The sequence below is a fragment of the Nocardia albiluteola genome, assembly GCF_018860155.1.
GTDB classification, from domain to species: domain Bacteria; phylum Actinomycetota; class Actinomycetes; order Mycobacteriales; family Mycobacteriaceae; genus Nocardia; species Nocardia albiluteola.
On sequence record NZ_JAHKNI010000018.1, the window covers coordinates 101,231 to 126,745 of the forward strand.

At 68.4% G+C, this 25,515-nt stretch carries 19 protein-coding genes; 13 read left to right on the plus strand and 6 right to left on the minus strand.

What is annotated here, in order from left to right; genetic code table 11:
* Positions 1-283 precede the first annotated feature (283 nt).
* Positions 284-1,150, plus strand: a complete 867-nt coding sequence (locus tag KO481_RS36805; protein ID WP_215923161.1) for a PaaX family transcriptional regulator — start codon at positions 284-286, stop codon at positions 1,148-1,150.
* 42 nt (positions 1,151-1,192) lie between these two features.
* On the opposite strand, the gene KO481_RS36810 is transcribed toward KO481_RS36805, so the two are convergent.
* A complete protein-coding gene (locus KO481_RS36810) occupies positions 1,193-1,594 on the minus strand; it encodes a winged helix-turn-helix transcriptional regulator (RefSeq protein ID WP_308166924.1) in 402 nt (133 codons plus the stop codon).
* A 95-nt stretch (positions 1,595-1,689) separates the two neighbouring features.
* Between KO481_RS36810 and KO481_RS36815 the strand changes: the two genes are divergently transcribed.
* The 3 genes from KO481_RS36815 to KO481_RS36820 all read left to right on the plus strand — a co-directional run bounded on the left by KO481_RS36815 (position 1,690) and on the right by KO481_RS36820 (position 2,860).
* Entirely contained in the window at positions 1,690-2,301 is a 612-nt protein-coding gene (locus KO481_RS36815; protein WP_245402053.1) for an alpha/beta fold hydrolase, read from the plus strand.
* A 64-nt stretch (positions 2,302-2,365) separates the two neighbouring features.
* Complete coding sequence (locus tag KO481_RS43645; protein WP_245402054.1) at positions 2,366-2,533, plus strand: hypothetical protein; 168 nt, start codon at positions 2,366-2,368, stop codon at positions 2,531-2,533.
* Positions 2,534-2,578: 45 nt separating this feature from the next.
* A complete protein-coding gene (locus tag KO481_RS36820) occupies positions 2,579-2,860 on the plus strand; it encodes a hypothetical protein (RefSeq protein ID WP_215923162.1) in 282 nt (93 codons plus the stop codon).
* A 19-nt stretch (positions 2,861-2,879) separates the two neighbouring features.
* Here KO481_RS36820 and KO481_RS36825 read toward each other — a convergent pair whose 3' ends face one another.
* The gene (locus KO481_RS36825) at positions 2,880-5,210 is read right to left on the minus strand and encodes an MFS transporter (RefSeq protein ID WP_215923163.1); all 2,331 of its coding nucleotides are present in this window, start codon (positions 5,208-5,210) and stop codon (positions 2,880-2,882) included.
* A gap of 454 nt (positions 5,211-5,664) precedes the next feature.
* Between KO481_RS36825 and KO481_RS36830 the strand changes: the two genes are divergently transcribed.
* The 4 genes from KO481_RS36830 to KO481_RS36845 all read left to right on the plus strand — a co-directional run bounded on the left by KO481_RS36830 (position 5,665) and on the right by KO481_RS36845 (position 11,442).
* Positions 5,665-6,444: an LppX_LprAFG lipoprotein gene (locus tag KO481_RS36830; protein WP_215923186.1), complete on the plus strand. Its 780-nt coding sequence runs from the start codon at positions 5,665-5,667 to the stop codon at positions 6,442-6,444.
* A gap of 322 nt (positions 6,445-6,766) precedes the next feature.
* Entirely contained in the window at positions 6,767-8,233 is a 1,467-nt protein-coding gene (locus tag KO481_RS36835) for a fatty acid desaturase (protein WP_215923164.1), read from the plus strand.
* A gap of 91 nt (positions 8,234-8,324) precedes the next feature.
* Positions 8,325-9,476 carry a type III polyketide synthase gene (locus KO481_RS36840; RefSeq protein ID WP_308166928.1) on the plus strand — a complete coding sequence of 384 codons (1,152 nt, stop codon included), beginning with the start codon at positions 8,325-8,327 and terminating at the stop codon, positions 9,474-9,476.
* A 34-nt stretch (positions 9,477-9,510) separates the two neighbouring features.
* Positions 9,511-11,442, plus strand: coding sequence for an ATP-binding cassette domain-containing protein (locus KO481_RS36845; RefSeq protein WP_215923166.1), 1,932 nt, complete (start codon positions 9,511-9,513; stop codon positions 11,440-11,442).
* Between the two features lie 49 nt (positions 11,443-11,491).
* Here KO481_RS36845 and KO481_RS36850 read toward each other — a convergent pair whose 3' ends face one another.
* Complete coding sequence (locus KO481_RS36850) at positions 11,492-13,318, minus strand: ArnT family glycosyltransferase (protein WP_215923167.1); 1,827 nt, start codon at positions 13,316-13,318, stop codon at positions 11,492-11,494.
* 128 nt (positions 13,319-13,446) lie between these two features.
* A complete protein-coding gene (locus tag KO481_RS36855; RefSeq protein WP_215923168.1) occupies positions 13,447-14,052 on the minus strand; it encodes a TetR family transcriptional regulator in 606 nt (201 codons plus the stop codon).
* Between the two features lie 78 nt (positions 14,053-14,130).
* Between KO481_RS36855 and KO481_RS36860 the strand changes: the two genes are divergently transcribed.
* The 3 genes from KO481_RS36860 to KO481_RS36870 all read left to right on the plus strand — a co-directional run bounded on the left by KO481_RS36860 (position 14,131) and on the right by KO481_RS36870 (position 16,918).
* Entirely contained in the window at positions 14,131-15,051 is a 921-nt protein-coding gene (locus tag KO481_RS36860; RefSeq protein ID WP_215923169.1) for an NADP-dependent oxidoreductase, read from the plus strand.
* 214 nt (positions 15,052-15,265) lie between these two features.
* Positions 15,266-16,555: an amidase domain-containing protein gene (locus tag KO481_RS36865; protein ID WP_215923170.1), complete on the plus strand. Its 1,290-nt coding sequence runs from the start codon at positions 15,266-15,268 to the stop codon at positions 16,553-16,555.
* A gap of 18 nt (positions 16,556-16,573) precedes the next feature.
* On the plus strand, positions 16,574-16,918 hold the full coding sequence (locus tag KO481_RS36870; RefSeq protein WP_215923171.1) for a hypothetical protein: 345 nt from the start codon (positions 16,574-16,576) through the stop codon (positions 16,916-16,918).
* Between the two features lie 10 nt (positions 16,919-16,928).
* Here KO481_RS36870 and KO481_RS36875 read toward each other — a convergent pair whose 3' ends face one another.
* Together KO481_RS36875 and eccCa are read right to left on the minus strand one after the other, a co-directional pair.
* A complete protein-coding gene (locus KO481_RS36875; protein ID WP_215923172.1) occupies positions 16,929-18,359 on the minus strand; it encodes a type VII secretion-associated protein in 1,431 nt (476 codons plus the stop codon).
* Entirely contained in the window at positions 18,359-22,390 is a 4,032-nt protein-coding gene (eccCa, locus tag KO481_RS36880; protein ID WP_215923173.1) for a type VII secretion protein EccCa, read from the minus strand. The genes KO481_RS36875 and eccCa overlap by 1 nt, the downstream gene beginning before the upstream one ends.
* Positions 22,391-22,563: 173 nt before the next feature.
* Between eccCa and eccD the strand changes: the two genes are divergently transcribed.
* Entirely contained in the window at positions 22,564-24,030 is a 1,467-nt protein-coding gene (eccD, locus tag KO481_RS36885) for a type VII secretion integral membrane protein EccD (protein ID WP_281066263.1), read from the plus strand.
* A 7-nt stretch (positions 24,031-24,037) separates the two neighbouring features.
* Positions 24,038-25,459 carry a type VII secretion-associated serine protease mycosin gene (gene mycP / locus KO481_RS36890; protein WP_245402056.1) on the plus strand — a complete coding sequence of 474 codons (1,422 nt, stop codon included), beginning with the start codon at positions 24,038-24,040 and terminating at the stop codon, positions 25,457-25,459.
* Positions 25,460-25,515: the final 56 nt, after the last annotated feature.

Genomic DNA, 25,515 nt, shown 5'->3' on the forward strand with positions numbered 1-25,515 from the left:
AATATGCTACATTGATCCGTCGTCTCGTCAGTGTTATGTAGATAATTGTTCATCCGACGCCGCGCTAGAGTCGCGCGCGCCGGGTGCGACACTTTCTTGTTCAAGAGCATCGGAGAGAAAGGGGGTCCCGTGACCGAGCGCAGCGAGGGAACCATGACACAGCCCGCCTCGGGCACGGCGGAGCCGAGCGCCAGCGAGGCGCGGCCGTGACCGAGCGCAGCGAGGGAACCATGACACAGCCCGCCTCGGGCACGGCGGAGCCGAGCGCCAGCGAGGTGGAGCAGTGACCGAGCGCAGTACCGAGGACGCCGGCGCGGTTCCGGCGCTCAGCCGCCGGCGCGAGGTGGGCGAGGCCAGCGCGCGGTCGCTGCTCATGACGATCCTGGGCGAGTTCGCGCTGCCGTCCGGCGAGCCGGTCTGGACCTCCACCCTGGTCCGGGTGCTCGGACTCGCCGGGGTGGAGGAGAAGTCGGCACGCCAGTCACTGGCCCGCACGGCCGCGGAGGGCTGGCTCTCCCCGGATCGGGTGGGGCGCCGGGTGCGCTGGAATCTGACCGACGCGGGCAGGCGGCTGCTGGTCGAGGGCGCCGAGCGCATCTACTCGTTCGGCTCCGCCGAGCAGTCCTGGGACGGGCGCTGGCTCGTCGTGCTCATCTCGATCCCGGAATCGATGCGGGGGCTGCGGCACAAGCTGCGGACCCAATTCAGCTGGGCCGGTTTCGGATCCCCGTCACCCGGGGTGTGGATCACCCCGCACACCGCCACCGAGGCCGAGGCCCGCACGGTGATCGAAGATCTCGACCTGGCCGACAAGGCCATGTCGTTCGTCGCCGAATACGGGATGCTCGGGAATCAGCGTGACATGGTCACCGCCGCATGGGATCTCGACGAGGTCGAGCGGCACTACGAGGACTTCATCGCCGGATTCGCCGACCTCGCCCCCGCGACCCCCGACGAGATCCTGACCGCGCAGATCCAGCTCGTCCAGGAGTGGCGCCGTTTCCCGTTCCTGGACCCGCAACTACCGGAGACGCTGCTACCCCGGCCCTGGAGCGGCACCGCCGCGACGACCCTGTTCCACGACCGGCACGGCGCGTGGGCGGAAGCGGCCGGCCCCCACTGGGCCGAGCTGGCAGCGACCGACAGCTGACGCGGTAGCCGAATCACGTTCCGGAACAACGGTATCGGGCGTTCAGACGACTCCGGCATCGTGGATCTCGTTGGCGCGGTCGACCTCGGCCATGTGCGCCTCGGCCCAGGTCCGCAGCACTGCCAGCGGCCCCTCCAGCGTCGCACCGAGTTCGGTGAGCCGATAGTGCACGCTCGGCGGCACGGTCGGCTCCACCCGCCGGGCGACCAGGCCGTCGCGGACCAGGCCGTGCAGGGTCACCGAGAGCATCTTCTGCGAGACCCCGGGCATCCGGCGGCGCAACTCGGCGAACCGCACCTCCCCGGGTGCGGCCTCGCCGAGCACGTTGACCGCCATCGAGGTCCACTTCGTCCCGATGCGATCCAGCAGCCGCCGGGTCGGGCACTCCGGATCGAACAGATCACCACGCGCAGATCCGGCCGCGCGCCCCGATCGAGCGGTCACTTCGACCTCACCACCTATCGCGAAAGTGCCCTCTTGGCGCGCTTTCGATAGTTACCTACCGTCTCCTGGTAACAAATAGTAACCAGGAGAACCGCATGGCATCCACCCCCGCGATCGAACTCCATCGCATCGCCACGAACGGCATCGAGGCGAACGTGGCAACGGCCGGAACCGGTCCCGCGGTCGTGCTGCTGCACGGCTTTCCGCACACGTGGCAGCTGTGGCGCGAGATCATCGGGCCGCTCTCGGCCCGGTTCCGGGTGATCGCCCCGGACCTGCGCGGGTTCGGAGCCAGCACCCGGGCGCCGGACGGCTACGACGCGGAGACCCTGACCGAGGATCTCGCGGGCATCCTGGACGCGCTCGCCGTGCCCGACGCGGCCGTGGCCGGCATCGACGCCGGGGCGCCCGTCGCGACCCTGCTGGCCCTGCGCGCGCCCGAGCGTGTCCGGCGGCTCGTCGTCATGGAGTCGATGCTGGGATCGCTGCCCGGGGCCGAGGAGTTCCTCGCCGCCGGCCCGCCCTGGTGGTTCGGATTCCACGCGGTTCCGGGCCTGGCCGAAACGGTGCTGGCCGGACACGAGGCGCGATACATCGACTGGTTTCTCGACATCGGCACCCGGGGCCGCGGCGTGCCGCCGGCGATCCGCGACGCGTTCGCCGCCGCCTATGCCGGACCGGACGCGCTGCGCTGCGCCTTCTCCTAATTACCGCGCGCTGCCCGCGAGTGCGGCTCAGCTCGGCGGGGCCGCGGCCCGCGGGCGCCTGACCATGCCGACCCTGGCGATCGGCGCGCACCCCGTCGGCGACGCCACCGCGCGCCAACTCCGTCCGATCGCGGACGACCTTGCCGCCCATATCATTCCGGACTGCGGGCACATCATCCCGCTGGACCGCCCGCGGGAACTGCTCGAACTGCTGCTGCCATTCCTGACCTGATCTACGAGGTCGAATCGCGCTGCGGCCCTATGAGACTCCCAGCCGGTGGGTCCGGGACAGGACCTCCTGGTAATAGGAGGCCACGGCCTGCGCCCGCCGGGTGAGCAGATGCCCCTCGGCGTGCGCGATGACGACCGGGAGCGGGCTGATGGGATCCGAAATCGGCACCGTGGCAACCGGTTTGCCCTGACCTACGTCGGTTTCGCGGCGTCGTTCGTGCTGGCGGTCCTGGCGCCTCTGGGCGGCCCGACCCGCCTGCTGCTCTACGTCACTGCCCTGGCCGCGGCATGTCCGGCCTGGCTGATGTGGGCACAGCAGAGGGTGTGAGGGGGTCGGGCCGATGGGGTCAGTTGTAGCTCAGGTCCACATCGTGGGTGATCCGGTTGCCCTCGACCGTCACGTTGCTGGTCACCGGCGGGTAGCCGCGGGTGACCACCGCGTAGCGGCCCTCGGCCAGATCGGGCACCAGGTAGCGGCCGTTCGCGTCGGTGCGCGCGACCGCGACCACATCGCCGTCGGCATCCAGCACGCTCACCTGCGCGTCGGGCACCAGCCGGTCACCGGCCTGCACCGCGCCCGCGAGCACTGCCGTCGGCTCCAATTCGATGTCGTGGCGCAGCATTCCGCTCTCGGGCACGGTCAAGGTGCCCGCGGCCGGCCGCATGTTCGCGGCCACCGCGACGACCGTGTGGACGCCCGGCGTCACGCCGCAGGCGTAGGCGCCGTCCTCGCCGGTGACCGCGGCCCCGACCACCTCGCCACGGGTATTCGTCAGCGTGACAGTCGCTTCCGCGATCGGCGCCCCGCTGCCCGCGCGACGCACCGCGCCGGTGAGCTCGCCCGAGCTCGGCAATGCGATCTCCACCCGCTGCGGCCGCGCGCCGACCAGGACACTCACCGCGGCGGGCTGATGCCCGGGGGCCGAGGCGATCAGCACGTAGCTGCCCTGGTTCGGGGCGTCGATGGCGAACTCACCGTCCGCATCGGTACTCGTCCGCGAAACCTGTTGTCCGCGTGGATCGATCAGCGTCAGCACGACACCGGTCACGATGCCGCCGCCGTCCCGGCGCACGCCGCCCTGAATCGAGTGCCCTGCGGGATCGGCGGCGCGGTTCGACATCGGCCGCGCCGAGACCGACACCGTGCCGGTCGAATTGGCCACCCGATGCGCCGGGCCCGATCCGTTCGTCCCGTTGACCGACGGTGTGGCCGCGAGCGCGAACTCCGCCACCGGAATGGAATCCGGGGCCGACAGCGACTCGATCACAACCTCCGAGTGCTGCTCGCTCCGCGTCCGGCCGGACGGGATGAAGATCGATCCCAGCACCGCCAGCAGCGAAACACCGCCGAGGAACCAGAACACGCCCGTGTAGCCCGAATCCGACGGAAGCCCGTGCGCCACATGCGTGCCCGAGGTCAGGATGACCGAGGAGACGGCGCTGCCGATCGCGCCGCCGACCGTCCGCACATTGGCGTTCATGCCGGTGGCCGCGCCGGTCTGGGCCGGAGGCACCGCCGCGACGATGATCGCGGGCATCGAGGAGAACGACATACCGATGCCCAGGCCGAGCAGCACGGCGGTCAGGAAGATCTCCCAGCTCTGGTCGTGCCCGACCGCGAGGATCCCGAAGCCTACCGTCGTGATGACGGCGCCGATCAGCACGATCGCCTTGGAGCCGATGCGCGCGGCCATCGGCCCGATCGCGAAGCCGATGAGGAACATCGCCACCGACAGCGGCAGCATGTACAGCCCGGACTTGGTGATGCTCAGGGACAGGCCGTATCCCGCGACCGACTTGGAGGTCTGCAGCAGCTGCGGCAGGAACGTCATCATCGCGTACATCGCGGCGCCGGTCAGCACGGCCACGATGTTGGTCGTCCACACGGCCGGGAAACGCATGGTCCGCATGTCGATCAGCGGTGAGTCCGAACGCAGTTCGACCACCACCCACGCGATCGCGCACACCACGGCCGCCGCGAAGAGGCCGAGGGTCCAGCCCGAGGCCCAGCCCCACTTCGGACCCTGGCTCACCGCCAGCAGCAGCGCCACCAGCCAGGCCGACAGCAGAATCGCCGCGGCCCAGTTGATCCGGCCCGGGCTGCGCACCGGCGACTCGGGCACGAACACCACCGCGGCCACCGCGGCGATCGCGGTCAGGATCATCGGAATCCAGAAGAGCCAGTGGTAGTTCAGGTGCTGGACGATCGGACCGGCCAGCACCAGGCCGATTCCGGAGCCGACCGCGATCAGCGAGGAGGCGATGCCCACCGCGCCGTTCAGCTTCTTCACCGGGAACTCGTCGCGAATGATGCCGAACGCCAGCGGAATCACGCCGCCGCCCAGGCCCTGGATCACGCGCGCCACGATCATCACGCTCACCGAGGTGGTCAGCGCCGCGATCAGCGAGCCCACCGCGAGCGCGACGAGGGTGACGACAAGCATGCGCTCCTTGCCGACCTTGTCGCCGATCCGCCCGAGGATCGGCGTGGCCACCGAGGCCGACAGCAGATAACCGGTCATCAGCCACGTCGCGGTGCTCTGCGAGGTGTGCAACGCCGGAATCAACAACGAGAACACCGGCACGACCAACGACTGCAAGAGCCCGTACGCGGCAATTCCGAGCAGCAGTACGGCGAATACGACGTTGTAGTGCGGGCGAGTCTTCAACATCGCCATGACCTGGGGAACCCTCCCACGAAAGTAAACGGAGTCAATCTCCGTTTAATAGCCTAACAGAAGCTGAGAGTTTTCGCTCCGCTCGATTTGTGATCTCCAACTCAGCGCGAGCTGCTCCAATCGGCGCTGCGGGACTGTCGAATCGGCGCGCTTCGCCCGCCGCCGAACCCAAAGGTCAACAAGCGCTTATCCGATGAAATTCCCACGGCCGGATGCTGACGTAAGCCTCTGCCCACCAGGCTCTTCGGGTAACCGGTCGACATGGACGCCGCCATGCTGGTTGAATGCCCGCGAGCCGCTCGCCGAGCGGATACGGGAATCCGCCGGATACTACGACGCGAGTCGCTGCGTCCGCGGCCGACCGGGCACTGAAACTAACCTCCGGGGGTTGACCTTGAACGACATCATTCGGCACGTGGGTTCCGCTCGCCGTCCGTCCAAGTTGGGGGTGGTGATGGTCGCGGTGTCGGTGTTCGGGGCACTGGCCGCGGGCTGCAGCTCCAACTCCGGCTCCACCACGACCGCGGCGGGCTCCAGCTCCCCGTCCTCGCCGCCGCCGGCGCAGCTGCCCGACGGCGCGCAACTGGTGTCCGAGTGCTCGAAGACCACCGAGACCCTGCATTCGGTGCACCTCGACATCGCGGTCACCAACATCCCCAAGCTCCCGATCGATACCATCTCCGCGGACGTCACCAATCAGCCCTCGGGCCAGGCGATCGGCGATGCGAGCGTGCGCCTGCAGCCCAACGCCCCGTTCACCAAGGCCAAGTTCCTGGTCGTCGACAAGAAGGCCTACACCTCCACCGACGGCAGCACCTACGTCCCCGTCGGCGGCGCGGAGAAGATCTACGATCCGGGCGTCATCCTGGACAAGGACAAGGGCCTGGGCAACGTCATCGCGCACGTGACCAACGCCAAGGCCGTCGCCCGCGAGAAGGTCAACGGCGTCGACACCGTCAAGGTGACCGGAACCATCGACGCCACGACCATCGACCCGGTCGTGCCGAAGATCGGCGGTGACTCCGCCGCCGGCGCCATGCCCATCACCCTGTGGATCACCGATGTCGCGCCGCCGGCGAGCTCGTCCGCCGCGACGACCCTGCCCTCCACCGCCGCCTCGCCCGGCACCGGCCCGAACCTGGTGCAGGCCGTGGTCACCAAGGACCAGGGCAGCGCCAAGATCGATCTGTCCAACTGGTCCAAGCCCGTCACCGTCACCAAGCCGGCGGGTTAAAACGCCACGCGTGACCTGTGCAAGCCCGAACCGGTCCGGAAGGCGCATCGGCAATCGCCGCGCAGCGCCTCCCGGACCGGTTGCGGCCGTTTCGGACCGGAAATCCGTTCCGCCGCACCGGCTTCGGCATCGATGAACCGACCCCGGCCGCACGACCGTGTTTCCCCCGCGCCCGTCGAGGGGCGCCGAAGCGCTTAAGCGAATATTCAGTCGAATACAAGGTGCTGCAGCGACTCTGAGTCACCGAGCCCGACGCAGCATCGACCGGTAGACCTGATCGGCGGCAGCGGTATTGAAGTGCCGATCAGACATGGAGGGAAGAATGACTATCGACCGCCCGGATGTACAGGAGCGGGAGTTCAGTCGACCTCCCATGCCCGAGGGCCCACCGCCGGTGTCGAATGTGTGGATCTACAACGGCAAAGCCTACGACCTGAGCGACTGGATCTCCAAGCATCCCGGCGGCGAGTTCTTCATCGGACGCACCAAGAACCGCGACATCACCTCCATCATCGGGTCCTACCATCGCGAACCCGAGCGGATCGCCCGCATGCTCGAGCGCTACTCGCTGGATCGCCAGGCCCTGCCCGAGGACATCCACCCGAAGAACAACGCGCCGGATTTCCTGTTCACCGAGGGTTTCGACAGCTGGACCGACACCCCGAAATACCGCTTCGACGACAAGAACGATCTGCTGCACAAGATCAAGGCCCGGCTGACCGAGCCCGAGATCGCAGCGCGCCTGCAGCGGATGGACAAGCTGTTCAACATCGTTGCGGTCGTGCTGGCGATCGCGTACTTCGCGGTCGAGGGCCTGCGGCTGTTCGAGCGGAGCTGGATTCCGTTGCCGGTCTTCGTGATCGCCATGGTGCTGCTGCGCAGTTCCCTGGCCGGATTCGGCCACTACGGGATTCACCGCGCGCAGAAGGGCATGAACAAGATCTTCACCAATGCCTTCGATTTCAACTACGTGGCGCTGTCGTTCGTGACCGCCGACGGCCACGCCCTGCTGCACCACCCGCACACCCAGAGTGAAGTCGACATCAAGAAGAACGTCTTCACCATGATGATGCGCATTCCGCGGGTGTACCGGGTACCGGTGCACACGGTCCACAAGTTCGGGCACACGGTCACCGGCATGACCATCCGCCTGCTGGATGTCTGCCGCCTGACCCGCAAGGTCGGCATTGCGGAAATGTACGGCACCTGGGGCGGCGCGCTGCCGCACTTCATCGGCTCCTTCGCCGTGCGATTCCTGCTCCTGGGCGAGCTCGTCGCGTTCACGGTCGCGGGCGACTTCTGGGCCTGGGCACTGCAATTCGTGATCACCCTGTGGATCAGCACCTTCCTGGTCGTGGCCAGTCACGACTTCGAGGAGGAGGTGGGCGAGCTGCCCGCCGCCGACACCGAGGACTGGGGCGTCAACCAGCTCGAGCAGGCCTACGACCTGAAGCTGGTCGGCAACCGCTACATCGACTGCTTCCTGTCCGCGGGCCTGAGCTCGCACCGCGTGCATCACGTATTGCCCTATCAGCGTTCCGGATTCGCCAACATCGCCACCGAGGACGTGGTGCGCGAGGAGGCGGCCGAATTCGGGGTGGAATGGCTTCCGGCGAAGAGCTTCTTCACCGACCGGTTCCCGAAGCAGTTCCGCACCTACCTGCTGGCGCCCTCCCGCGATGCGGAGGAGCGGCAATGGGGTTTCGCGCGTGAGCATTTCGCGCCGCACGCGCTCAAGACCTGCGTGGTCTACATGGTGCAGGGATTCACCGGCATCGGGACGGTATGACCCCTCCCCGCGCAAGATTCGTTACGAGTAACAGGAACTGGAGAATTTCGTGACTTTCACATTCGATGAGGGGGGCGCCCGTACGGCGGAGGTGATCCGGGAAACGGTCAACGGCGAGCGCGCGCTCGCCCAGCTGCCCCCGGCGCCGCCGACCACGGTGGGCGTCATCGAATCCATCGCCACGGGCGCGCCGGACCGGGTCATGGACCAGGCCGCCTCCGCCGAGCGGGTCGCCGCGCTGTTCGCCGATCCGGCACAGCGGGACCGCATTCCGCGGATCTACTCCAAGACCCGAGTCCGGACCCGGAGCCTGGCGGTCGACCCGCTCGACGGCGAATTCCTCGACTTCAGCCGCCGCCCCGCGACCATCCGGGAGCGGATGAATCTGTTCTACCGGCACGCAGTGCCGCTGGCGGTCGACGTCGCCGGGCGCGCGGTGGCCGGCCTCGGCGATCCGGCGGCCGATATCGGGCTGCTGGTCTTCGCGACCTCGACCGGATTCATCGCGCCCGGCGTGGATGTCGCGGTCGTCAAACAGCTCGGCCTCTCGCCCGAGATCGGCCGGGTGATGGTGAATTTCATGGGCTGCGCGGCCGCGATGAACGCGATGCGCACCGCCGTGGACTTCGTCCGCGCGCATCCGGACAAGAAGGCGCTGGTGATCTGCCTCGAGCTGAGTTCGGTCAACGCCGTCTTCGAGGACGACGTGAACGACGTGGTGACGCACAGCCTGTTCGGCGACGGCTGCGGCGCGGTGGTCGTCGGCGCGAGCCAGGTGCACCAGCGGCTCGCGCCGGGCAGCGTGGTGATCCGCGACGGCTTCAGCCATCTGCTCGACGACGCCGAGGACGGGATCGTGCTCGGGGTGAACCACCACGGCATCACCTGCGAGCTGTCCCCGAGCCTGCCCGGCTACATCTACGCCGGTGTGGATCCGGTGATCGTGGAGATGCTGGGCCGCAACGGATTACGTAAGTCCGACATCGACCTGTGGGCGATCCATCCAGGCGGGCCCAAGATCATCGAGGAGTCCGTGCGGTCGCTGGGCATTCCCGCCGAGCAGGCGGCGCCGAGCTGGGACGTGCTCGCGCGATACGGGAACATGCTCAGCGTTTCGCTGATCTTCGTGCTGGAACAGATGATTCAGCAGGAGAGTTCGAGGCCGATCTCGACCGGCGTCGCGTTCTCCTTCGCGCCGGGGGTCACCCTCGAGGGAATGATCTTCGACATCATTCGCCGGTAGCCCGGCGACACCGTATCCGAAAGACGCGGCAACCATGCAACTCCTCCGATATCTCGTCTCCATCTCGTGGCTGCGGATCTCCGCGGTCATCATCGCCGGCCTCGTCTGCGGTGTGGCCAACACCTATCTGGTGACGTTGATTCGCGGGGTGGTCTCACCGCCCCCGCATCCACCCGTCACCGTCACGAGCTTCGCCCTTGCGGCGCTGGTGATCCTGATCAGCGGGGTGCTCTCGCAGCTGCTGCTGATCCGCCTGGCCCAGGACGCGATCTACCGGCTGCGCTCGGACCTGAGCACCGGAATCGTCTCGGCGCCACTGGAACACCTCGAGGTGCTCGGCACGCACCGGCTCATGGCCACGCTGACCGAGGACGTGCGCTCGCTGTCCGAGGCCGTCACCGCCATCCCGAGCATCTGCGTCGACGTGGCCACCATCGTGGGCTGCTTCGTCTTCCTCGCGCTGGTGTCGGGCCCGATCTTCGCGGTCACCGTCGCCGGGACGCTGCTCGGAATCGGCTGCGTGGAACTGGTTCTCAAGCGCGTGCGCACGCTGTACCGCGCCGCGCGCGAGAACGAGGACGGGCTGCTGCGCTCGTTCCAGGCGGTCACGCTGGGCATCAAGGAGCTCAAGCTGCACCGCGGGCGGCGGCGCGAGTTCATGGACCGGCATCTGCTCGGCTCGGCCCGCGAACTGCGCGCGCAGAATGTCGAGGCCGGGTCGAAATTCTCACTGGCACAGGGCTTCGGGCAGCTGCTGCAGCTGGGCACCATGGCGGCGATCCTGTTCGCGATCGCCTCGGCGCTACACCTGTCGCTGGACGTGATGGTGGGCTACGTGCTGGTGACGACGTTCCTGGCGATGCCGATGCAGAACTTCATGCACCGCCTCCCGGATCTGGTGCGAGGCGATGTCGCCCTGGCGAAGATCCGCGCGATGAACCTGTCCATGGAGACCATGCACAACGAGGAGCTGCTGCCGTACACCGAGCGGCCCCTCGTCCCCGAGGCCCGGCTGCGGCTGACGGATGTGAGCTACAGCTACCGGACCGAGGCGCCGCCGCCGATCCCGCCCGTCCCAGGCGGGCCGGAGATGCCGGGCATGCCGCCGATGCGGGAACGCAAGGTCCCCGGGCGCGGGAAGGCGGCGCCGGGCGCACGACCCGCCGGGGGCCCGCCCCCGCCGCACCGGCCGCATCCGAACGGCCATCGCGGACCGGATCATGCACAGCGGCACGATCTTCCGGGCGCGCCCCCGCACGGCGCGCCCGAGGGCCTGCGCCCCGACGTCAACGGCAATCGCACGGTGGACCACGGCCTGGGGCACGATCTGCCGGTTCCGCTGCCGCCGCCGGGCGAGGAGGGTTCCGGTTTCGCACTCGGCCCGCTGGATCTGACGTTCGAACCGGGCCAGGTCTCGTTCGTCATCGGCGGCAACGGCAGCGGCAAATCGACACTGGCCAAACTGATCACGGGCCTGTACGTGCCGCGCACGGGCGCGCTAACGGTGAACGACGAGCCGATCGACCACGAGAACATCGAGTGGTTCCGGCAGAATTCCTCGGCGGTGTTCACCGATTTCCACCTGTTCGAGGATTACCTGGGCTTCGATCGCCCGGGCATCGACGACGAGGTGCGCGGCTATCTGGAACAGCTGCAGATCGCGCACAAGGTGACGGTGCAGGACGGGCGCCTGTCGACCCTGGCCCTGTCCCAGGGCCAGCGCAAGCGGCTGGCCCTGCTCACCGCGCTGCTCGAGGACCGGCCGATCTACGTCTTCGACGAGTGGGCCGCCGATCAGGAACCCCGCTTTCGCGAGGTGTTCTACACCGAGATCCTCGCGGATCTCAAGCGGCGCAACAAGACCGTCATCGTCATCACCCACGACGACCGCTACTTCCACTGCGCGGACCAGATCGTGAAGCTCGATTTCGGGCGGGTCGCCGAGGATTCGGCCGCGCTCCGGTAGGGCCGGGGCGCCCGGTGGCCCTTGGTGCGCGAGGCACCAAGGGCCACTGTCATTTTCGCGGTGCCGCCGCCGCGTGGTATCCGGACATGTCGTAGACGGTGGCCCGGCCGAGGTGGATGGGCTTGAAATGCCCTGTCACCCAGGTCCTGATGTCCGCATGCGTCCTGGACCGCCGCTTGCCGCCGAGGGTGACGTAGTAGGTGATCCGGCGGGCGCTCACATCGCCGACGAACTGCCGGAACGTCGGCGCCCCGTCCGTCCCGCGGAAGCCGCCGATCGCCATGACCGGTGTGCGCGAGGCCAATTCCAGCACGGCGGCGTCCTGGGAGAACTCGACCGCCGCGGACCAGTCCGTCCGGGTGCCCTTCAACATCGCGATCAGCGGGAAATTCGCCGCCGGATCGGGCGCGCCGTTCCCGTGCACCGTCGGCCCGGCCACGAGCCGGACCTGATGCGGCTGCCCCAGCGACGCAACGGTATACGCGCCCGCGCCACCCAGCGCACCCACCAGCCCCGCGGCCAGCGCGATCCGGGCGCCGGGCCGCGGCATGAGGGGAAACAGTAGCGCCGCGGCCGCGATCACACCGACCGCCAGCAGCGTCCAGCGCAGCGGCGGCAGCCACGCGGCGTTGCGGTGCAGCAGCACGAAACCCCAGACGCCGCTGACGAGTACCAGGGCGGCCGCACCGCCGCGACCGAACCAGGTATCGCGCGCACCCCACATCTCGTGCAGGCCGATCGCGGTCAGCGCGGCCACCGCGGGCGCGATCGACAGTGTGTAGTAAGGGATCACGGTCCCGCTCATATAGCTCAGCACGCCGCCGTCGATGATCAGCCAGACACCGAAGACGATGGCGGCGCCCCGAATCGAATCGGTGCGCGGCCGTCCGCGGCGCGCAACCAGCAGCAGTACCAGGGCCAGCAGCGCCGCGGGCAGCAGCCAGCCGATCTCGAAGCCGAATTCGCCGGTGAACAGCCGGGCCGGGCCGTCGGCGAACGGCCGGGCCTTGCCCGCGTGACCGGCGGGGCGGTGACCGAGCAGGCGGCCGAATCCGTTGTAGCCGAACACCAGATTCATGAACGAGTTGTCCGTCGAGCCCGCGATATAGGGCCGCGAGGAGACAGGCCACACCATCGTCAGCGCCACATACCAGCCCGCGGACACCACCAGCGCGGCCAGCGCCGCCAGCAGCTGAATACACCTCTGCCGCAGCGGATTCGGCGCGGCGATCAGATAGGTCAGGCACAGCGCCGGGGCGACCATCAGGCCCTCGAGCATCTTGGACAGGAAGGCGAACCCGAGCGCGATCCCGCCCAGCACAAGCCATTTCGTGCTCGCGGCGGGCAGCGCCCGCACCAGCGCGTAGACCGCGGCCGTCATCAGCAGCACCATCACCGGGTCGGGCTTGTCGAACCGGAACATCAGCGCACCCACCGGCATCAGCGCCAGGCACGCGCCCGCGAGCAGACCGGCATTGCGCCCGGCCAGCCGCCGTACCGCGCCGTACAGCAGCGCGACGGTCGCCACCCCGATCAGCGCCTGGGGCACGAGTTCGGCGGCACTGCCGAAGCCGAACACCCGCGCCGACAGGCCCATCACCCACTGCGATACCGGCGGCTTGTCGACGGTGATGACGTTGTTCGGATCCAGCGATCCGAACAGCAGCGCCTTCCAGCTGCGCGTCGCCGACCACACCGCGGCGGCATAGAACGCGTTGGCGGTGCCGTTGACGGTGATGTTCCACAGGTAGGCGACCGCGGTACCGCCCAGCAGCAGGGCCAGGCCCACGCGATCCCAGGTGCCGGGGCCCTCCCGGTCGGTCGGCGGTGATTCGGGTGCGATCGTCGGCGCGGGGGAAGTCAGCACGTGCCCCATTCACTCACAGTGTTCCTGCGGGTCGCTGTGCGGAAAGTGGGAGATTCCTTAACGCCGGTCACCAAACCGGACGTAAGCCGTGGATCATCAACGTCAGGCTTCCGAAGATGGCCCGGTTGGGAGCCGATCTAGGCGATCGCTTCGGGTGCACCCAACTGCTCGGCGGTCAGTACCCGGGTAGCGGCCGCCCGCACCTCGCCAAGTGTTCGCCGGGCGACCTCGCCGAACTCGTCGCCGACCCCGTCGCTCCACCGCTGATGGGCGATCGACCAGGCCACCGCGCCCAGCTCGGCGGCGACGCGCGCGGTCAGGTCCGGGACACCGCGGCGCACGAGCGCGGCCACCATCGAGGCGACAAGGCTCAGCCCCTTCAGCGCCTCCCGCTCCCGCAGTTCGGGATTGGCGGCGATCACGGCCCGCCGCTTGGCGCCGAATTCGCGTCGTTCGGGCGTGAAGACTTCCCTGCCGATCATGTCGAGGGCATGGGCGATCGCGTCGAGCGGGGTGGCCGCAGCCGGCGCCGCGGCGATCCCCTCGGCGACCAATTCGGCCATCACGCTCGCGCCGAACAGCACCTCGCGCTTGTCCGGGAAGTAGCGGAAGAAGGTGCTCTTGGTGAGCCCGGCGCGCTCGGCGATCTCGATCACGGTGGTGTTCTCGTAGCCCCGCTCGGCGAACAGGTCGAGGGCGGCGACGACGAGTCGCTCGGATGCATTGGGTTGCCAGCGGGCCATGAAAACAGTCTATGGCACTTGGTCCCATCACCGGAGTAGGGTGATGGGACCAAGTCTTATCACTCGTTGGAGGTTCGCATGAGTCGCGCTGTCATCTACGAAAAGTTCGGCGGCCCAGAGGTACTGGAAGTGCGGGAGGTACCGGAGCCGCACGCCGGTCCGGGCGAGGTGCGTGTCCGCGTCACAGTCGCCGGACTGAATCCCGTGGACTGGGGCATCGCCTCGAATCCCGAGGCGGCGGCGCGGTTCGGCGTCACCCTGCCCGCGGGCTTCGGCTTCGACTTCGCCGGCGTCGTCGACGAGGTAGGCAGCGGCACAACGGGTTTTGCCGTGGGTGACCGCGTCTACGGCGGCGCGCTCGGCCGTGCCGTCGCCGACCACGTGGTACTCGGGACGGTTGCCTCGGCGTCGGAGAATCTGTGGCACACACCCGAGGGCATCAGCGACGAGGTGGCCGCCGCCCTTCCGATCGCGGGCATGACGGCGTCCGCCGCGCTTGCCGCGGTCGACCTGCGCTCCGGCGATACCGTCCTGATCGGCGGGGCCGCGGGCGGTGTCGGCATCTTCGCGATTCAGCTCGCGACCCTCACCGGCGCCCGCGTGATCGGAACCGCCTCGGAGAGCACCTTCGAGTTCCTGCGGAAGCTGGGCGCGGAGCCCGTCACCTACGGCCCCGGCCTGGCCGACCGGGTCCGAGCCCTCGGCGTCACCGCCGCGGCCGACCTGTTCAGCACCGAAACCGCCGAAACCGCACTCGCTCTCGGCATCCCGCCGCACCGGATCTGCACGGTCGCCGCGGGCCCCACCCCACCCGGCGGCGTGCGGGCCACCGGTGGCATCGACGCACCAGCCGACGCCATGGACCGGATCACCGCCGCCATTCTCGCGGGCAAGCTCACCGTCCCGATCGCCGCAAGCTTCCCGATCGACAAGATCCGCGACGCCGTGGCATTGCAGTCCGCCCGCCACGTCCACGGCAAAGTGGTGGTCACCCTGTAACCCACCGAACCGAGTCGGCCTGCGTCATTGTGAACGGCAGCCGAAATCGGGGGTGACCACGGCCACCCCCCGTTCACAATGGCGTTCCCCAATTGGTTGCTGACCAGTGTAATTCGCCACAAAGGCGATGGGCACCCCCGATTTCCTCTAGCAAGACAGTGCGTTTCGCCCGGTTCTACACTGTCAGGCGTGAAGATCGACAACGGGGAATCGCATGGTGAGCTTCGCTGAACTCCGTGACGCACAACCGCAGTCGTGGACTACCGCTGCCGACGACACGCTGTCCGCCGCCAAGCAGTGTGAGCGAATCAAGGACGATATCCACGACAATGGCGTCAAGCCGCTCGATGGCGCCTGGTCGAGTTGGGCGGCCGGCCAGGCCCGTTCGGTCCTCACCACGGTCGCGAACCAGGCGGAGGTAACCTCGATTCTGGCCAGGGCCGCGGTCGATCCGCTGGACACCCTCAATCACGCGATCCAGACGGCACAGACCGAACTGGGCGAGGGCGTCCACCTCGCGACGAGCCACGGTCTGTACATCGATCAGAGCACCGGCACCGTCTCGCTGCCCATAGGTCCGTATTCGACCTCGGCCCTGGACAGGATGGCCACGGCGAAGGACCAGGCGCAGAAACTGATCAACAACGCGATCAAGTCCGCCAACGAGGCCGACGCGCTGTGCACCCAGGCGCTCAACGCGGCCGCGAAGCCCGACATCACCAAGACCAGTGTCGATCAGGCCCAGCAGATTCAGGCCGACAATACGAAAAAGGCCCTGCAGGAGCTGACCGACACCATTCCGGCCGGGCTGTCACCCCAGGAGAACGCCGCCTGGTGGAACGGCCTCACGCCCGAGGAACAGTTCGATCTGGAAAGGGCCTGCCCGGTTCAGATCTACAACCTGCCGGGGATTCCGGACTCGGTGAAGAAGGACATCGATCGGCCCGGACTCGGCTACAGCTCGGTCGGCACCGTCGCATACGCCCTGAACAACTGGAACAACTCCAACCTGGACTGGAAGAACAAGGACAACTGCACCAACTTCGCCTCGGATGCCCTCGCCTACGGCGGCAACATGCCGTTCAAGGAGGACTGGGACGGGCTGATTCCGCGCCACTGGGACACCAAGGGCTGGAGCGACGGCAGCAATGCCAACGGCAGCGATCCGTTTCCGGGCCTCTCGCACACCCCGACCTGGGGCGGTGCCCAGAACAACCACGACTTCTTTCTCGGCAACGGCGGCACCGTCGTCTCGCCCAGCCAGGCTCGGCCCGGGGATGTCATGTACTACACCATGACCCAGAACGATCCGTCCGCGCATCTGCACGCCGGCGACACCCACCACACCGTCATCGTCACCGGCGTGCTGCCCGACAATCAGGTGCTGTACACGCAGCATTCGGGCGATGCCCAGAACTATCCGCTCTACGGCCGGCTGCCCGAATTCCAGCAGGGCCTGGGCAAGCAGAACACACAGATCGTGCAGCCCAAGGTCACCTGGTGAGGGAAAGGATCTTCATCCGTGAGTGCCGACGACATCTCTATCAAACCCGCCGACGTCGCGAAGATCGGCGATCGCCTGAAAGACCTTGCGAGCCAGGCGATCACCGACACGAACAAGTTTTTCGATTCCCAGGCCCCGGCCGCGAAGAACAATCCCGGCTTCACCACCGGCCAGGCGCTGATCGATTTCTCGACCAAGCTGCACGGCGAGATCAACGGTTTCATCACCACGCTGTCCACCAATGCCGAGCAGATCGTCCAGGGCGCCCAGAACTACCCGGCCTCGGACGACGACACCGCCGGACTGATTCGTGAGATCGGCGCGCTGAACGGCCTGACCCAACCGGTGCTGCCCGGCCAGTGACGCGGCGAACCTACTGCGTGAACTTCACATCGCGCACGACCTGTTCGCAGGTGGGCGCGAGGGCCTGCCACTTGTCCTGGGGATACTGGCAGCCGATGCTGGCCTCGACGTCCGAATCCACGAGCACCTGCCAGCGGACGGTGGTGCCGCCGCCCGGGTATTCCTCGTAGGACAGTCCGGAGCGGTCGGCGAAGACGGCGTTGCGAGTCAGCTCGCTGAACCTGCCCGCGGGGCTGCGCTTGATCTGCACGTCCAGGGAATCGGCCACATTGTCGACGGTCGCGCCCGCGGTGAGGGCCTTCTGCTCGATCGTGATGCGCTGGCGGGACCCGTCGTCCGGGGACAGGTAGACATTATCGCCGACCTGCTTGGACACGTGCCAACCCGAGGGGATCCGAATCTGCAGGTGGCCGAACGACTGTGGGGGCTGCGGGGGTGCGCTGGTGGTGGTGACCGCGCCCGGCGACGGCACCGCGGCCGAGGTCGGCGCGGCGGTCGGCTTGGACTTCGAACCCGCGGTCAGCGCGATCACCGCGCCGATTGCGACCAGGACCAGGACCGCCGCCGCGGCGATCCCGATGTACAGCGCGTTGCGGCGGGTCTCGGGCGGACGGGTGGCGACCGCCTGCTGGTGCAGCGAATCGAACTCCACCGGCGGCGCCAGGGCCGCCGGGGCGGGGGGCATCGACATTCCGGGGTGCGCGCCGCGGATGAGTTCGACGCCCGAGAGCGGGCGCACGTCGACCGGGAAGCCGCACTGCTGCGCCAGGATCGCCGACAGCGCCTCGAGCAGGGCCGGGTCCGAAACACCCGCGGCCAGTAGGTAGGTCGGCGGCTGCCCGGCGAGCAGTCGCGCGATCACCGCGACCACGTCCGGCAGGCCGTGCCCCTCGTCGACATCGGCCAGCCCGACGGTCGGCTCGTGCTCACACGCCTGAATCCAGGTGTCCTGTCCGGACCGGCCGACCAGGGTGACGGTGGTGGACAACGGATTCAGCTCCAGCACCGCGATCCGCTGCTGCTGCGCGGTGCTCGCGCCGAGCGAGGCCGCACGCCGCGCCAGTGGCTCGATGCTCACCCGCTGCACCATGCGGCGCGCGGCCGCCTCCACCGCGGCCCGGCGCCGACGACCCCAGTCGGACGGGCCGACGATGGTGAGCTGCTCGCACGGCGTCGGCAGGCTGAGGTTGTTGAGGACCGCGCCGAGGGTCACCGCCCAGGCGTCCGTGATCGGCGGTAACTGCGACCGCGAGAAGGCGATCCGGTCGGCCGCCGCCAGTCGCACCATCGACACCGCCGGATACTGCGGCCGCAGCTGTTCCCCCACAACGAAACTCGTGCCGTCGCTGGCGGGCACGATCGAGGGCGGACCATCCCAGTGTGTCGATTCGCTGCGGGCCCACAGCCGGTTATCGCTCAGTACTACATCTACGACGCTCATCAGGTGAGCGGCATCCAGCCGGTCTGAATCAGCTCTTCGCCGCTGCGCGTGACGTAGATGCCGCGGCCGGCGGGCATCTCCGACGGCCGCGCCTTACCCCACAGCACGCCCTCGTCGCGGCTGCCGTTCATGATCAGCGCCGACGAGCCGAGGTCGCGCATGCTGGCAATCGTCGATTCGTACATGGACCGGCTCGCGCCACCCGCGCGCCGCGCGATGATCACGTGGAAACCGAGATCGCGTGCGTGCGGCAGGCTCTGGACGAGGGCCTGCACCGGGTTGCCCTGGGAGTTGGCGACCAGGTCGTAGTCGTCGACGAGCACGTAGATCTCGGGCCCGTTCCACCAGGACCGGTCGCGCAGCTGCTGCGGCGTCACGTCGGGGCCCGGCGTGCGCTTCTCCACGTAGCCGGCCAGGGCGGCCATCTGATCGGTGAACTGCGGTGCGGTGGAACCGTATCCGGCCGTGTACTCCTTCGGGATGAGCCCCAGCAGGGTACGGCGGTAGTCGCCCATGATGATGCGAGCCTGATCCGGGGTGTTGGAGGCCATGATGCCCTCCGCGATCGACCGCAGCAGCGTCGACTTTCCCGACTCGTCGCCGACGATGACGAAGTGCGGGCTGACATTGAAGTCGATGAACACCGGCGCGAGCTCGGATTCGTTGATGCCGATCGGGAACCGCAGGCACTTCTGCGACGGATCCCCCTGCCAGTTCCCGGCCACCTGGAGCAGTTCCTGCCGATCCAGCCGATCGGGCAGCATGCGCACCCGCGGGGCCGGACGGCCTGGGGTCATCTTCTGCAGCGCCGCCACCGCGCCGGCGACGCCGGAGCTGAGCGTCTCCGGGTTGGAATCGCCGTCGATGCGCGGCAGCGCGGTCAGCATGTGCAGCGTGTCGGGCGTCATACCGCGGCCGGGACGACCCATCGGAACCAGCGCGGCGAACTTGCGGCCCAGGTCCGAGTCCATCGGATCGCCCAGGCGCAGCTCGATGCGGGTACCGATCTGGTCCTTGAGGGCGGGCCGGGCCTCGGCCCAGCGGGCCAGCGAGATGGCGACGTGCACACCGTACGAAAGACCCTGCACCGCAAGGTTGTTGATGTGCTGCTCGAGCGAGTCGAAATCCTGGCGGATGGTGCCGAAGCCGTCGATGACCAGGAAGACGTCGCCGAACGGATCCTCGTGCGCGCCGGCGGCGGCCGGGCTACTGGACGGATCGCTCGCACGCAGGCGGCGGAACTCCTGCATGGAATCGATGCCCAGCTGCCGGAACCGCATTTCGCGCGAGCGCACGATCCCCTGCATCTCGGACAGGGTGCGGCGCACCTGGTCCTCGTCGAGCCGGCCCGAGACCGCACCGACGTGCGGCAGGCCCTGCAGACCCGCCAGCGTGCCGCCACCGAAATCGAGGCAGTAGAACTGCACCTGCTCGGCGGTGTGGGTCAGCGACAGCGACATGATCAGCGAGCGCAGCGCGGTGGACTTACCGGACTGCGGGCCGCCGACGATCGCGACGTTGCCGCGCGCGCCGGACAGGTCCACGACCATCGGGTCGCGGCGCTGGTGGTAGGGCCGGTCGACGATGCCGATCGGGGCGATCAGCGTGGCCATCGGGTTGACGTCGCCGGTCAGCAGCGAGCGCGGCAGCAGCTGATCCATGGTGGGCGCCTCGTCCAGCGGGGGCAGCCAGATCTCGTGGGCCGGGCGGCCGTGCCCCTTGATCCGCGAGACCAGCATGCCCACATTGGAGATCTTCTCGCCGTTCTCGTCCTGCACGGTCTCCTGCGGGCCGCTCGACGTGGACGCCAGCTGCAGCCGGTCGCCGGGGCGGAAGTCGACGTGACCGGCGGTGAAGGTCCGGGCGTGGATGTCGATCTCGCCGCCGACGATGCCGGCGTGGGTGACCTCGCGCTGCGAACCGCCGCCGACGTAATCGCCCGAGACGTACGACGCCTGGAAGCGGCGGATCTCGCCATCGTTGGTCTTGAGGTAGCCGCCACCGGGGCTGGCGGGCAGGTTGAACGCGTCGGGCACGCCCAGCACCTGCCGGGATTCGTTGGCGGAGAAGGTCTTCAGACCGATGCGGTACGACAGGTGGGACTCGAGGCCCTTGAGCTTGCCCTCCTCCAGGCGCTGCGAGGCCAGCAGCAGGTGCACCTGCAGCGAGCGGCCCAGGCGGCCGATCATGACGAACAGCTCCGCGAAGTCCGGATGCTGCTGCAGCAGTTCGGAGAACTCGTCGAGCACCACGAACAGCGCGGGCAGCGGATCCAGATCGGCGCCCGCGGCGCGGGCCTCCTCGTACTGGCTGACGTTGGCGAAGTTACCCGCGGCGCGCAGCACCTCCTGACGGCGGTTCATCTCGCCGTCGAGGGCGTCGCGCATGCGGCCGACCAGGTCAGCCTCCTCCTCGAGGTTGGTGATGACGGCCGCGACGTGCGGCACACCCTCCAGACCGAGGAAGGTCGCACCACCCTTGAAGTCGACCAGCACCAGGTTCAGCTGGTCGGGCGAATGCATCGCCAGCATCGAAAGCACCAGGGTGCGAAGGAATTCCGACTTACCCGAACCGGTGGCGCCGATGCACAGGCCGTGCGGGCCGGTGCCGAACTCGGCGGCCTCCTTGATGTCCAGGAACACCGGCTGCCCGTCGGCGCCCAGGCCGAAGGGCACCCGCAGCCGGTCGCGGCCGTAGCGGGGCTTCCACTGACTGTCCGGGCTGAACGTGCCGATGTCGCCGAGGTTGAGCATCTGGGCCCACGAAGTGATCACCTCGTGGCTCTCCGAGGCCGAGCTGTCCGCACCGGACGCTGTTACCACCCGGAACGGCGCCAGGCGCCGCGCGACCTGCTCGGCCTGGCGGGCGCTGATCCGGTCGATGATCGCGAAGCGCTCCATATTGCCCGTGGCGCCGCGGCCGGTGCACTCGCCGTTCTCCACCACCATCTGGATGCCACGCGAAACCGACAGGCGCGGAGCGTAATTGCACAGATCCAGGACCGTGACGCCCTCGAATCCGGACTCCCGCAGCGAATCCTCCTCGGCCTCGAGCAGGCCGCCGTCGACCACCACGATGATGTGGGTCAGATTCTGATTGGCGGGCTGGTTACGCGAGTAGCGAACCCGGTTGTGCAGCAACGGCGCCAGGCCCGCGGCCATCTCGCGAACCGAGCCGTACACCATGCGCTCGGTGCCCACGCCGTCCTGTGATTCGGGGTGCTGGGTGTGCGGCAGCCACTTGGTCCACTCCCATTCGGCCATGGTGTCCGCACCGCAGACGACCGCGACCAGCACCTGGTCCGGCGCCTGGAACATGCACAGCTGCAACAACATTGCGCGCGTCATGTCGCGGGCCTGGGCACGATCGCCGTTGAGCTGGATGGACGCGAAACCCTTCACCGCGATGGCGGTGGCCAGATCCGGAACCGTGGAGTGGGTACGCACGAACCGGCGCAGCGAGACCGCGGCGATCGGCTCGAGCTCCTCGACCGGGCCCGTCTCGGGCGAGACCAGGCGGGTGGCCAGGCGCTGACCGCCCAGGCCGATGCGGGCGTGGCAGAAGTCCTTGTCGCCCGGGCGGCGCTCCCACATGCGGCTGGTGCCCGCGAGCATCCAGATCAGGCCGGGCTCGGGGTGGCTCCACTCGACCGCGGCACGCTGCTGTGTGGCCGTCTCGTCGACATCCTTGCGGACCTGGTCGAGGTAGCGCAGATAGTCCTTGCGATCCTCGTTGGCCTCGGCCGCCTTCTGGCCCTTGCCGCCGCCGTTGGCGAACATGCCGACCATCGAGAAGACCATCATCATCGGGAACATCAACGACGTCGGATTCGAGCCTATGCCACCGTTTTTGGTGAACATGATGGCCATCATGCCGACCATGCCGACCATCATCACGACGGGCATGAGCTTGCCCATGAGTCCACCGGGTACGGCGCGGGGGATTTCGGGCGGTGGCTGCAGAGTTACCTCGCCGCCGGGCGTGCGCGGAACCTCACGGCGTTGACGGCGCTGGAATCTGACTGTGCTCATCGACGAACGCTCCCCCTTCAACAGCCTGGTGCGGGCCTCAGTGTAGAGGTCAGCGCCGACATGTCGTACAGTTCGACCAGCATTCTGCACGGGTCAACCGCGCGATCGCAACTCGCGCGCTTGCGGAAACACCAGGTAGAGACGGAGTTGGGGGCAGCGTGACGCACGCGCGAATGAGCCACATCGAAGATGATGCGAGCCGGGGGATCGTACGGGCCCCGGATCTTGCCCGAGTCACAATCTTGGCCAAGCACACTCAGGTCGATATGGCGATTCCGGTCGATGTGCCGGTCGCCCTGGTCATCCCGAGCGTCGTGGACATGGTGGCGCAAAACAGCCGCCACAATGATTTCGATACCGGGGGCGAACAATTCCAGCCCGCGGAATGGGTGCTCGCGCGCATCGGCCAGCCGCCGTTCTCGAATTCGCTCAGCCTGGGCGAGCAGGGGGTCCGCGACGGTGAGCTGCTGATGCTCGAGAGCGCCGACCACGTCGCGCCGACGCCGCTGTTCGACGACATCATGTACAACGTCGCGATCGCCGACGAGGACACGTTCCGTACCTGGTCGCCCAAGCTGGCCCGGCTGTCGGCCTCGGTCATCGCGGTGCTGGCCATGATCGTGGGCTGCGCCGGCCTACTCGCCGCCCCCGAGGCGATGCCGGGCTGGATCACCGGCGCGGTCGCGGCGCTGCTGACCGTCCTGCTCGTGGTCGCGGGCACGGTGATGTCCCGCATGTACGGCGACACCTCGACCGCGCTGGTGATCGGCGGCAGCGCGCTGCCCAGCGCGTTCGCCGCGGGCATGCTGCTCGTCCCGCTGCAGCACCATCACTACGGCTGGGCCAACATGCTGCTCGGCTCGGTGCTGGTCGGCGCGACCGCCATCCTGGCCTGGCGGGTCAGCGGCGTCGGGCTGGCGGTATATATCGGTGCGAGCACGGCCTCGCTGTTCGCCATCGCCGCCACACTGGTCGGGCTGCTCGTTCATCAGCCGCCCCGCGCCCTCGGGGCCGGTGCGGCCGTACTCGCGCTGGGTGCGCTGTCGCTCGCACCCCGGGTGTCGATGCTGCTGGCCAAGCTGCCGCTGCCGCCGGTGCCCTCGCCGGGCACGCCGATCGATCCGACCGAGGACGATCCCGACGACCACCGCGCCCTGCCGACCATGGACGTGCTGAAGGAGAAGTCCGAGCACGCCCGGATGTACCTCGACGGCATGGTCGCGGCGACCACGCTGGTCACGGTCGTGGGCGCGCTGGCCGGCTGCGATCCGGGCGCACACAGCCCGTTCTGGCCCGGCATCGCGCTGGCGCTGGTGGCCGCGGCCGTGCTGCTGTTCCGCAGCCGCACCTACACCAATGCCGAACTGTCCATCGTGCTGATCAGCGGCGGCGCGGCCATCCTGCTGGCCGTCATGCTCGGCGCCGCCGTCACCCAGGCCCAGCCGCTGGCCATCTTCGGCGCCGCGATGGTGCTGCTGATCGGCGCCCTGATCTGCGGCCTGATCATTCCCCACCAGACCGCGACCCCGCCCATGCGGCGCGCGGTGGAACTGCTCGAGTACGCCTTCGTCGCAGCCGTCCTGCCGCTGGCGTTCTGGGTGGCGAACCTGTACTCGATCATCCGATCGCTCTCGCTGTAGGCCGGGCATGAATCCGAAAATGTTCGGGCACAAGCTCATTCGCATAATTGCGGCGGCCACGGTGCTCGGTCTGAGCGTATCCGTCGGCGCGGGAACGGCACTCGCCGATCGCCCACCGGCGGTGAATCCGAGCGCGCTGCCCGGCGACGGGACACCGCACCCGCCGCAGGAGACCGAGGCCAAGCCGAACACCCCGTGTGTCAGCTCCGTTCCGGGCGGTGACGGCGCCGCCATCCCGCTGCCCCAGCGCGTGCTCGACCTTCCCGATGCCTGGAAGTTCTCGTCGGGGTTGGGGCAAACGGTCGCCGTCATCGATACCGGCGTCGTGCGGCATCCCCGGCTGCCCGGATTGGTCGCCGGGGGCGACTACGTCAGCAACGGCGACGGCACCCAGGATTGCGACGGCCACGGCACCGTCGTCGCGGGACTCATCGGCGCCAGCCGGGTGGACGGACAGGGCTTCGCCGGTGTCGCACCCGACGCACGCATTGTCGCGATCCGCCAGACCAGCGGCTATTTCGAACTCAAGGGCCAATCCGTTGGGGCGAGTCAGCAGGACATCGCCGGGTTCAGCTACGGCAACCTGGACACGCTGGCTTCGGCGATCCGGCATGCCGCGGATCTGGGCGCCCGGGTGATCAACATTTCCGAAGTCACCTGCGTCACAGGCACATTGGCCGATGACAAGATCGGTGCGGCGGTGCAGTACGCCACGCTGCAGAAGGACGTCGTCGTGGTGGTCGCCGCGGGTAACAACGACGTGTGCAAGGGCACCAACCCCGTGCTCGACCCCACCGATCCCTCCGCGGACCTGTGGAGCAAGGTCAACATGAACGTCTCCCCGGCGCGCTGGGACGACTACGTGCTCTCGGTCGGCTCCATCAACCCCTCGACCGGCGCTCCGTCGAAGTTCACCGTGCCCGGGCCGTGGGTCGGCGTCGCCGCCCCGGGCGAGGACATCACCTCGCTGGACGCCAACTACAACAACTCCGGCAGCAAGGGCACCACGACCGCGCTGGTCGAGAAGGGCAACAGCGCGACCCCGCTCGAGGGCACGAGTTTCGCCACCCCCTACGTGGCCGGTCTGGCCGCCCTGGTGCGCGCGCGCTTTCCTCATCTCAGCGCGCTGGACGTGATCAAGCGCATCGAGGCCACCGCACACGCGCCCGCCGAGGGTTGGAACCCCTACGTCGGTTACGGCGCCATCGACCCGGTCGCCGCCCTGACCAACGACGTTCCCAAGAAGCTCCCGCCCAAGCGCCCCTTCGCCGCCAAGAGCTGGCAGCTGCCCATCCCGACCACCCCGCCGGCCCCGGACAACACCGCCCGCAACGTGGCGCTGATCGGCACCGCCGTGATCGCGGTGCTGCTGATCCTGGGCTACCTGGCCTCGTTCCCGATCCGCCGCCGCCTGGGCATGCGCGAGTAAACGAGGTAATTCCCGACCTGATCCCGCGGCGTCCGGCGGTCGGCTTCGCGCCGTTC

What these genes read in the sequence shown, in the direction of transcription:
- KO481_RS36815 (WP_245402053.1), top strand. Translation starts at nt 1,690, where the DNA reads ATGGCATCCACCCCCGCGATCGAACTCCATCGCATCGCCACGAACGGC.
- KO481_RS43645 (WP_245402054.1), top strand. Translation starts at nt 2,366, where the DNA reads ATGCCGACCCTGGCGATCGGCGCGCACCCCGTCGGCGACGCCACCGCG.
- KO481_RS36860 (WP_215923169.1), top strand. Translation starts at nt 14,131, where the DNA reads ATGAGTCGCGCTGTCATCTACGAAAAGTTCGGCGGCCCAGAGGTACTG.
- eccCa (WP_215923173.1), bottom strand. Translation starts at nt 22,390, where the DNA reads ATGAGCACAGTCAGATTCCAGCGCCGTCAACGCCGTGAGGTTCCGCGC.
- mycP (WP_245402056.1), top strand. Translation starts at nt 24,038, where the DNA reads ATGAATCCGAAAATGTTCGGGCACAAGCTCATTCGCATAATTGCGGCG.
- KO481_RS36835 (WP_215923164.1), top strand. Translation starts at nt 6,767, where the DNA reads ATGACTATCGACCGCCCGGATGTACAGGAGCGGGAGTTCAGTCGACCT.
- KO481_RS36830 (WP_215923186.1), top strand. Translation starts at nt 5,665, where the DNA reads ATGGTCGCGGTGTCGGTGTTCGGGGCACTGGCCGCGGGCTGCAGCTCC.
- KO481_RS36850 (WP_215923167.1), bottom strand. Translation starts at nt 13,318, where the DNA reads ATGGGGCACGTGCTGACTTCCCCCGCGCCGACGATCGCACCCGAATCA.
- KO481_RS36875 (WP_215923172.1), bottom strand. Translation starts at nt 18,359, where the DNA reads ATGAGCGTCGTAGATGTAGTACTGAGCGATAACCGGCTGTGGGCCCGC.
- KO481_RS36845 (WP_215923166.1), top strand. Translation starts at nt 9,511, where the DNA reads ATGCAACTCCTCCGATATCTCGTCTCCATCTCGTGGCTGCGGATCTCC.
- KO481_RS36865 (WP_215923170.1), top strand. Translation starts at nt 15,266, where the DNA reads ATGGTGAGCTTCGCTGAACTCCGTGACGCACAACCGCAGTCGTGGACT.
- KO481_RS36855 (WP_215923168.1), bottom strand. Translation starts at nt 14,052, where the DNA reads ATGGCCCGCTGGCAACCCAATGCATCCGAGCGACTCGTCGTCGCCGCC.
- eccD (WP_281066263.1), top strand. Translation starts at nt 22,564, where the DNA reads ATGAGCCACATCGAAGATGATGCGAGCCGGGGGATCGTACGGGCCCCG.
- KO481_RS36825 (WP_215923163.1), bottom strand. Translation starts at nt 5,210, where the DNA reads ATGGCGATGTTGAAGACTCGCCCGCACTACAACGTCGTATTCGCCGTA.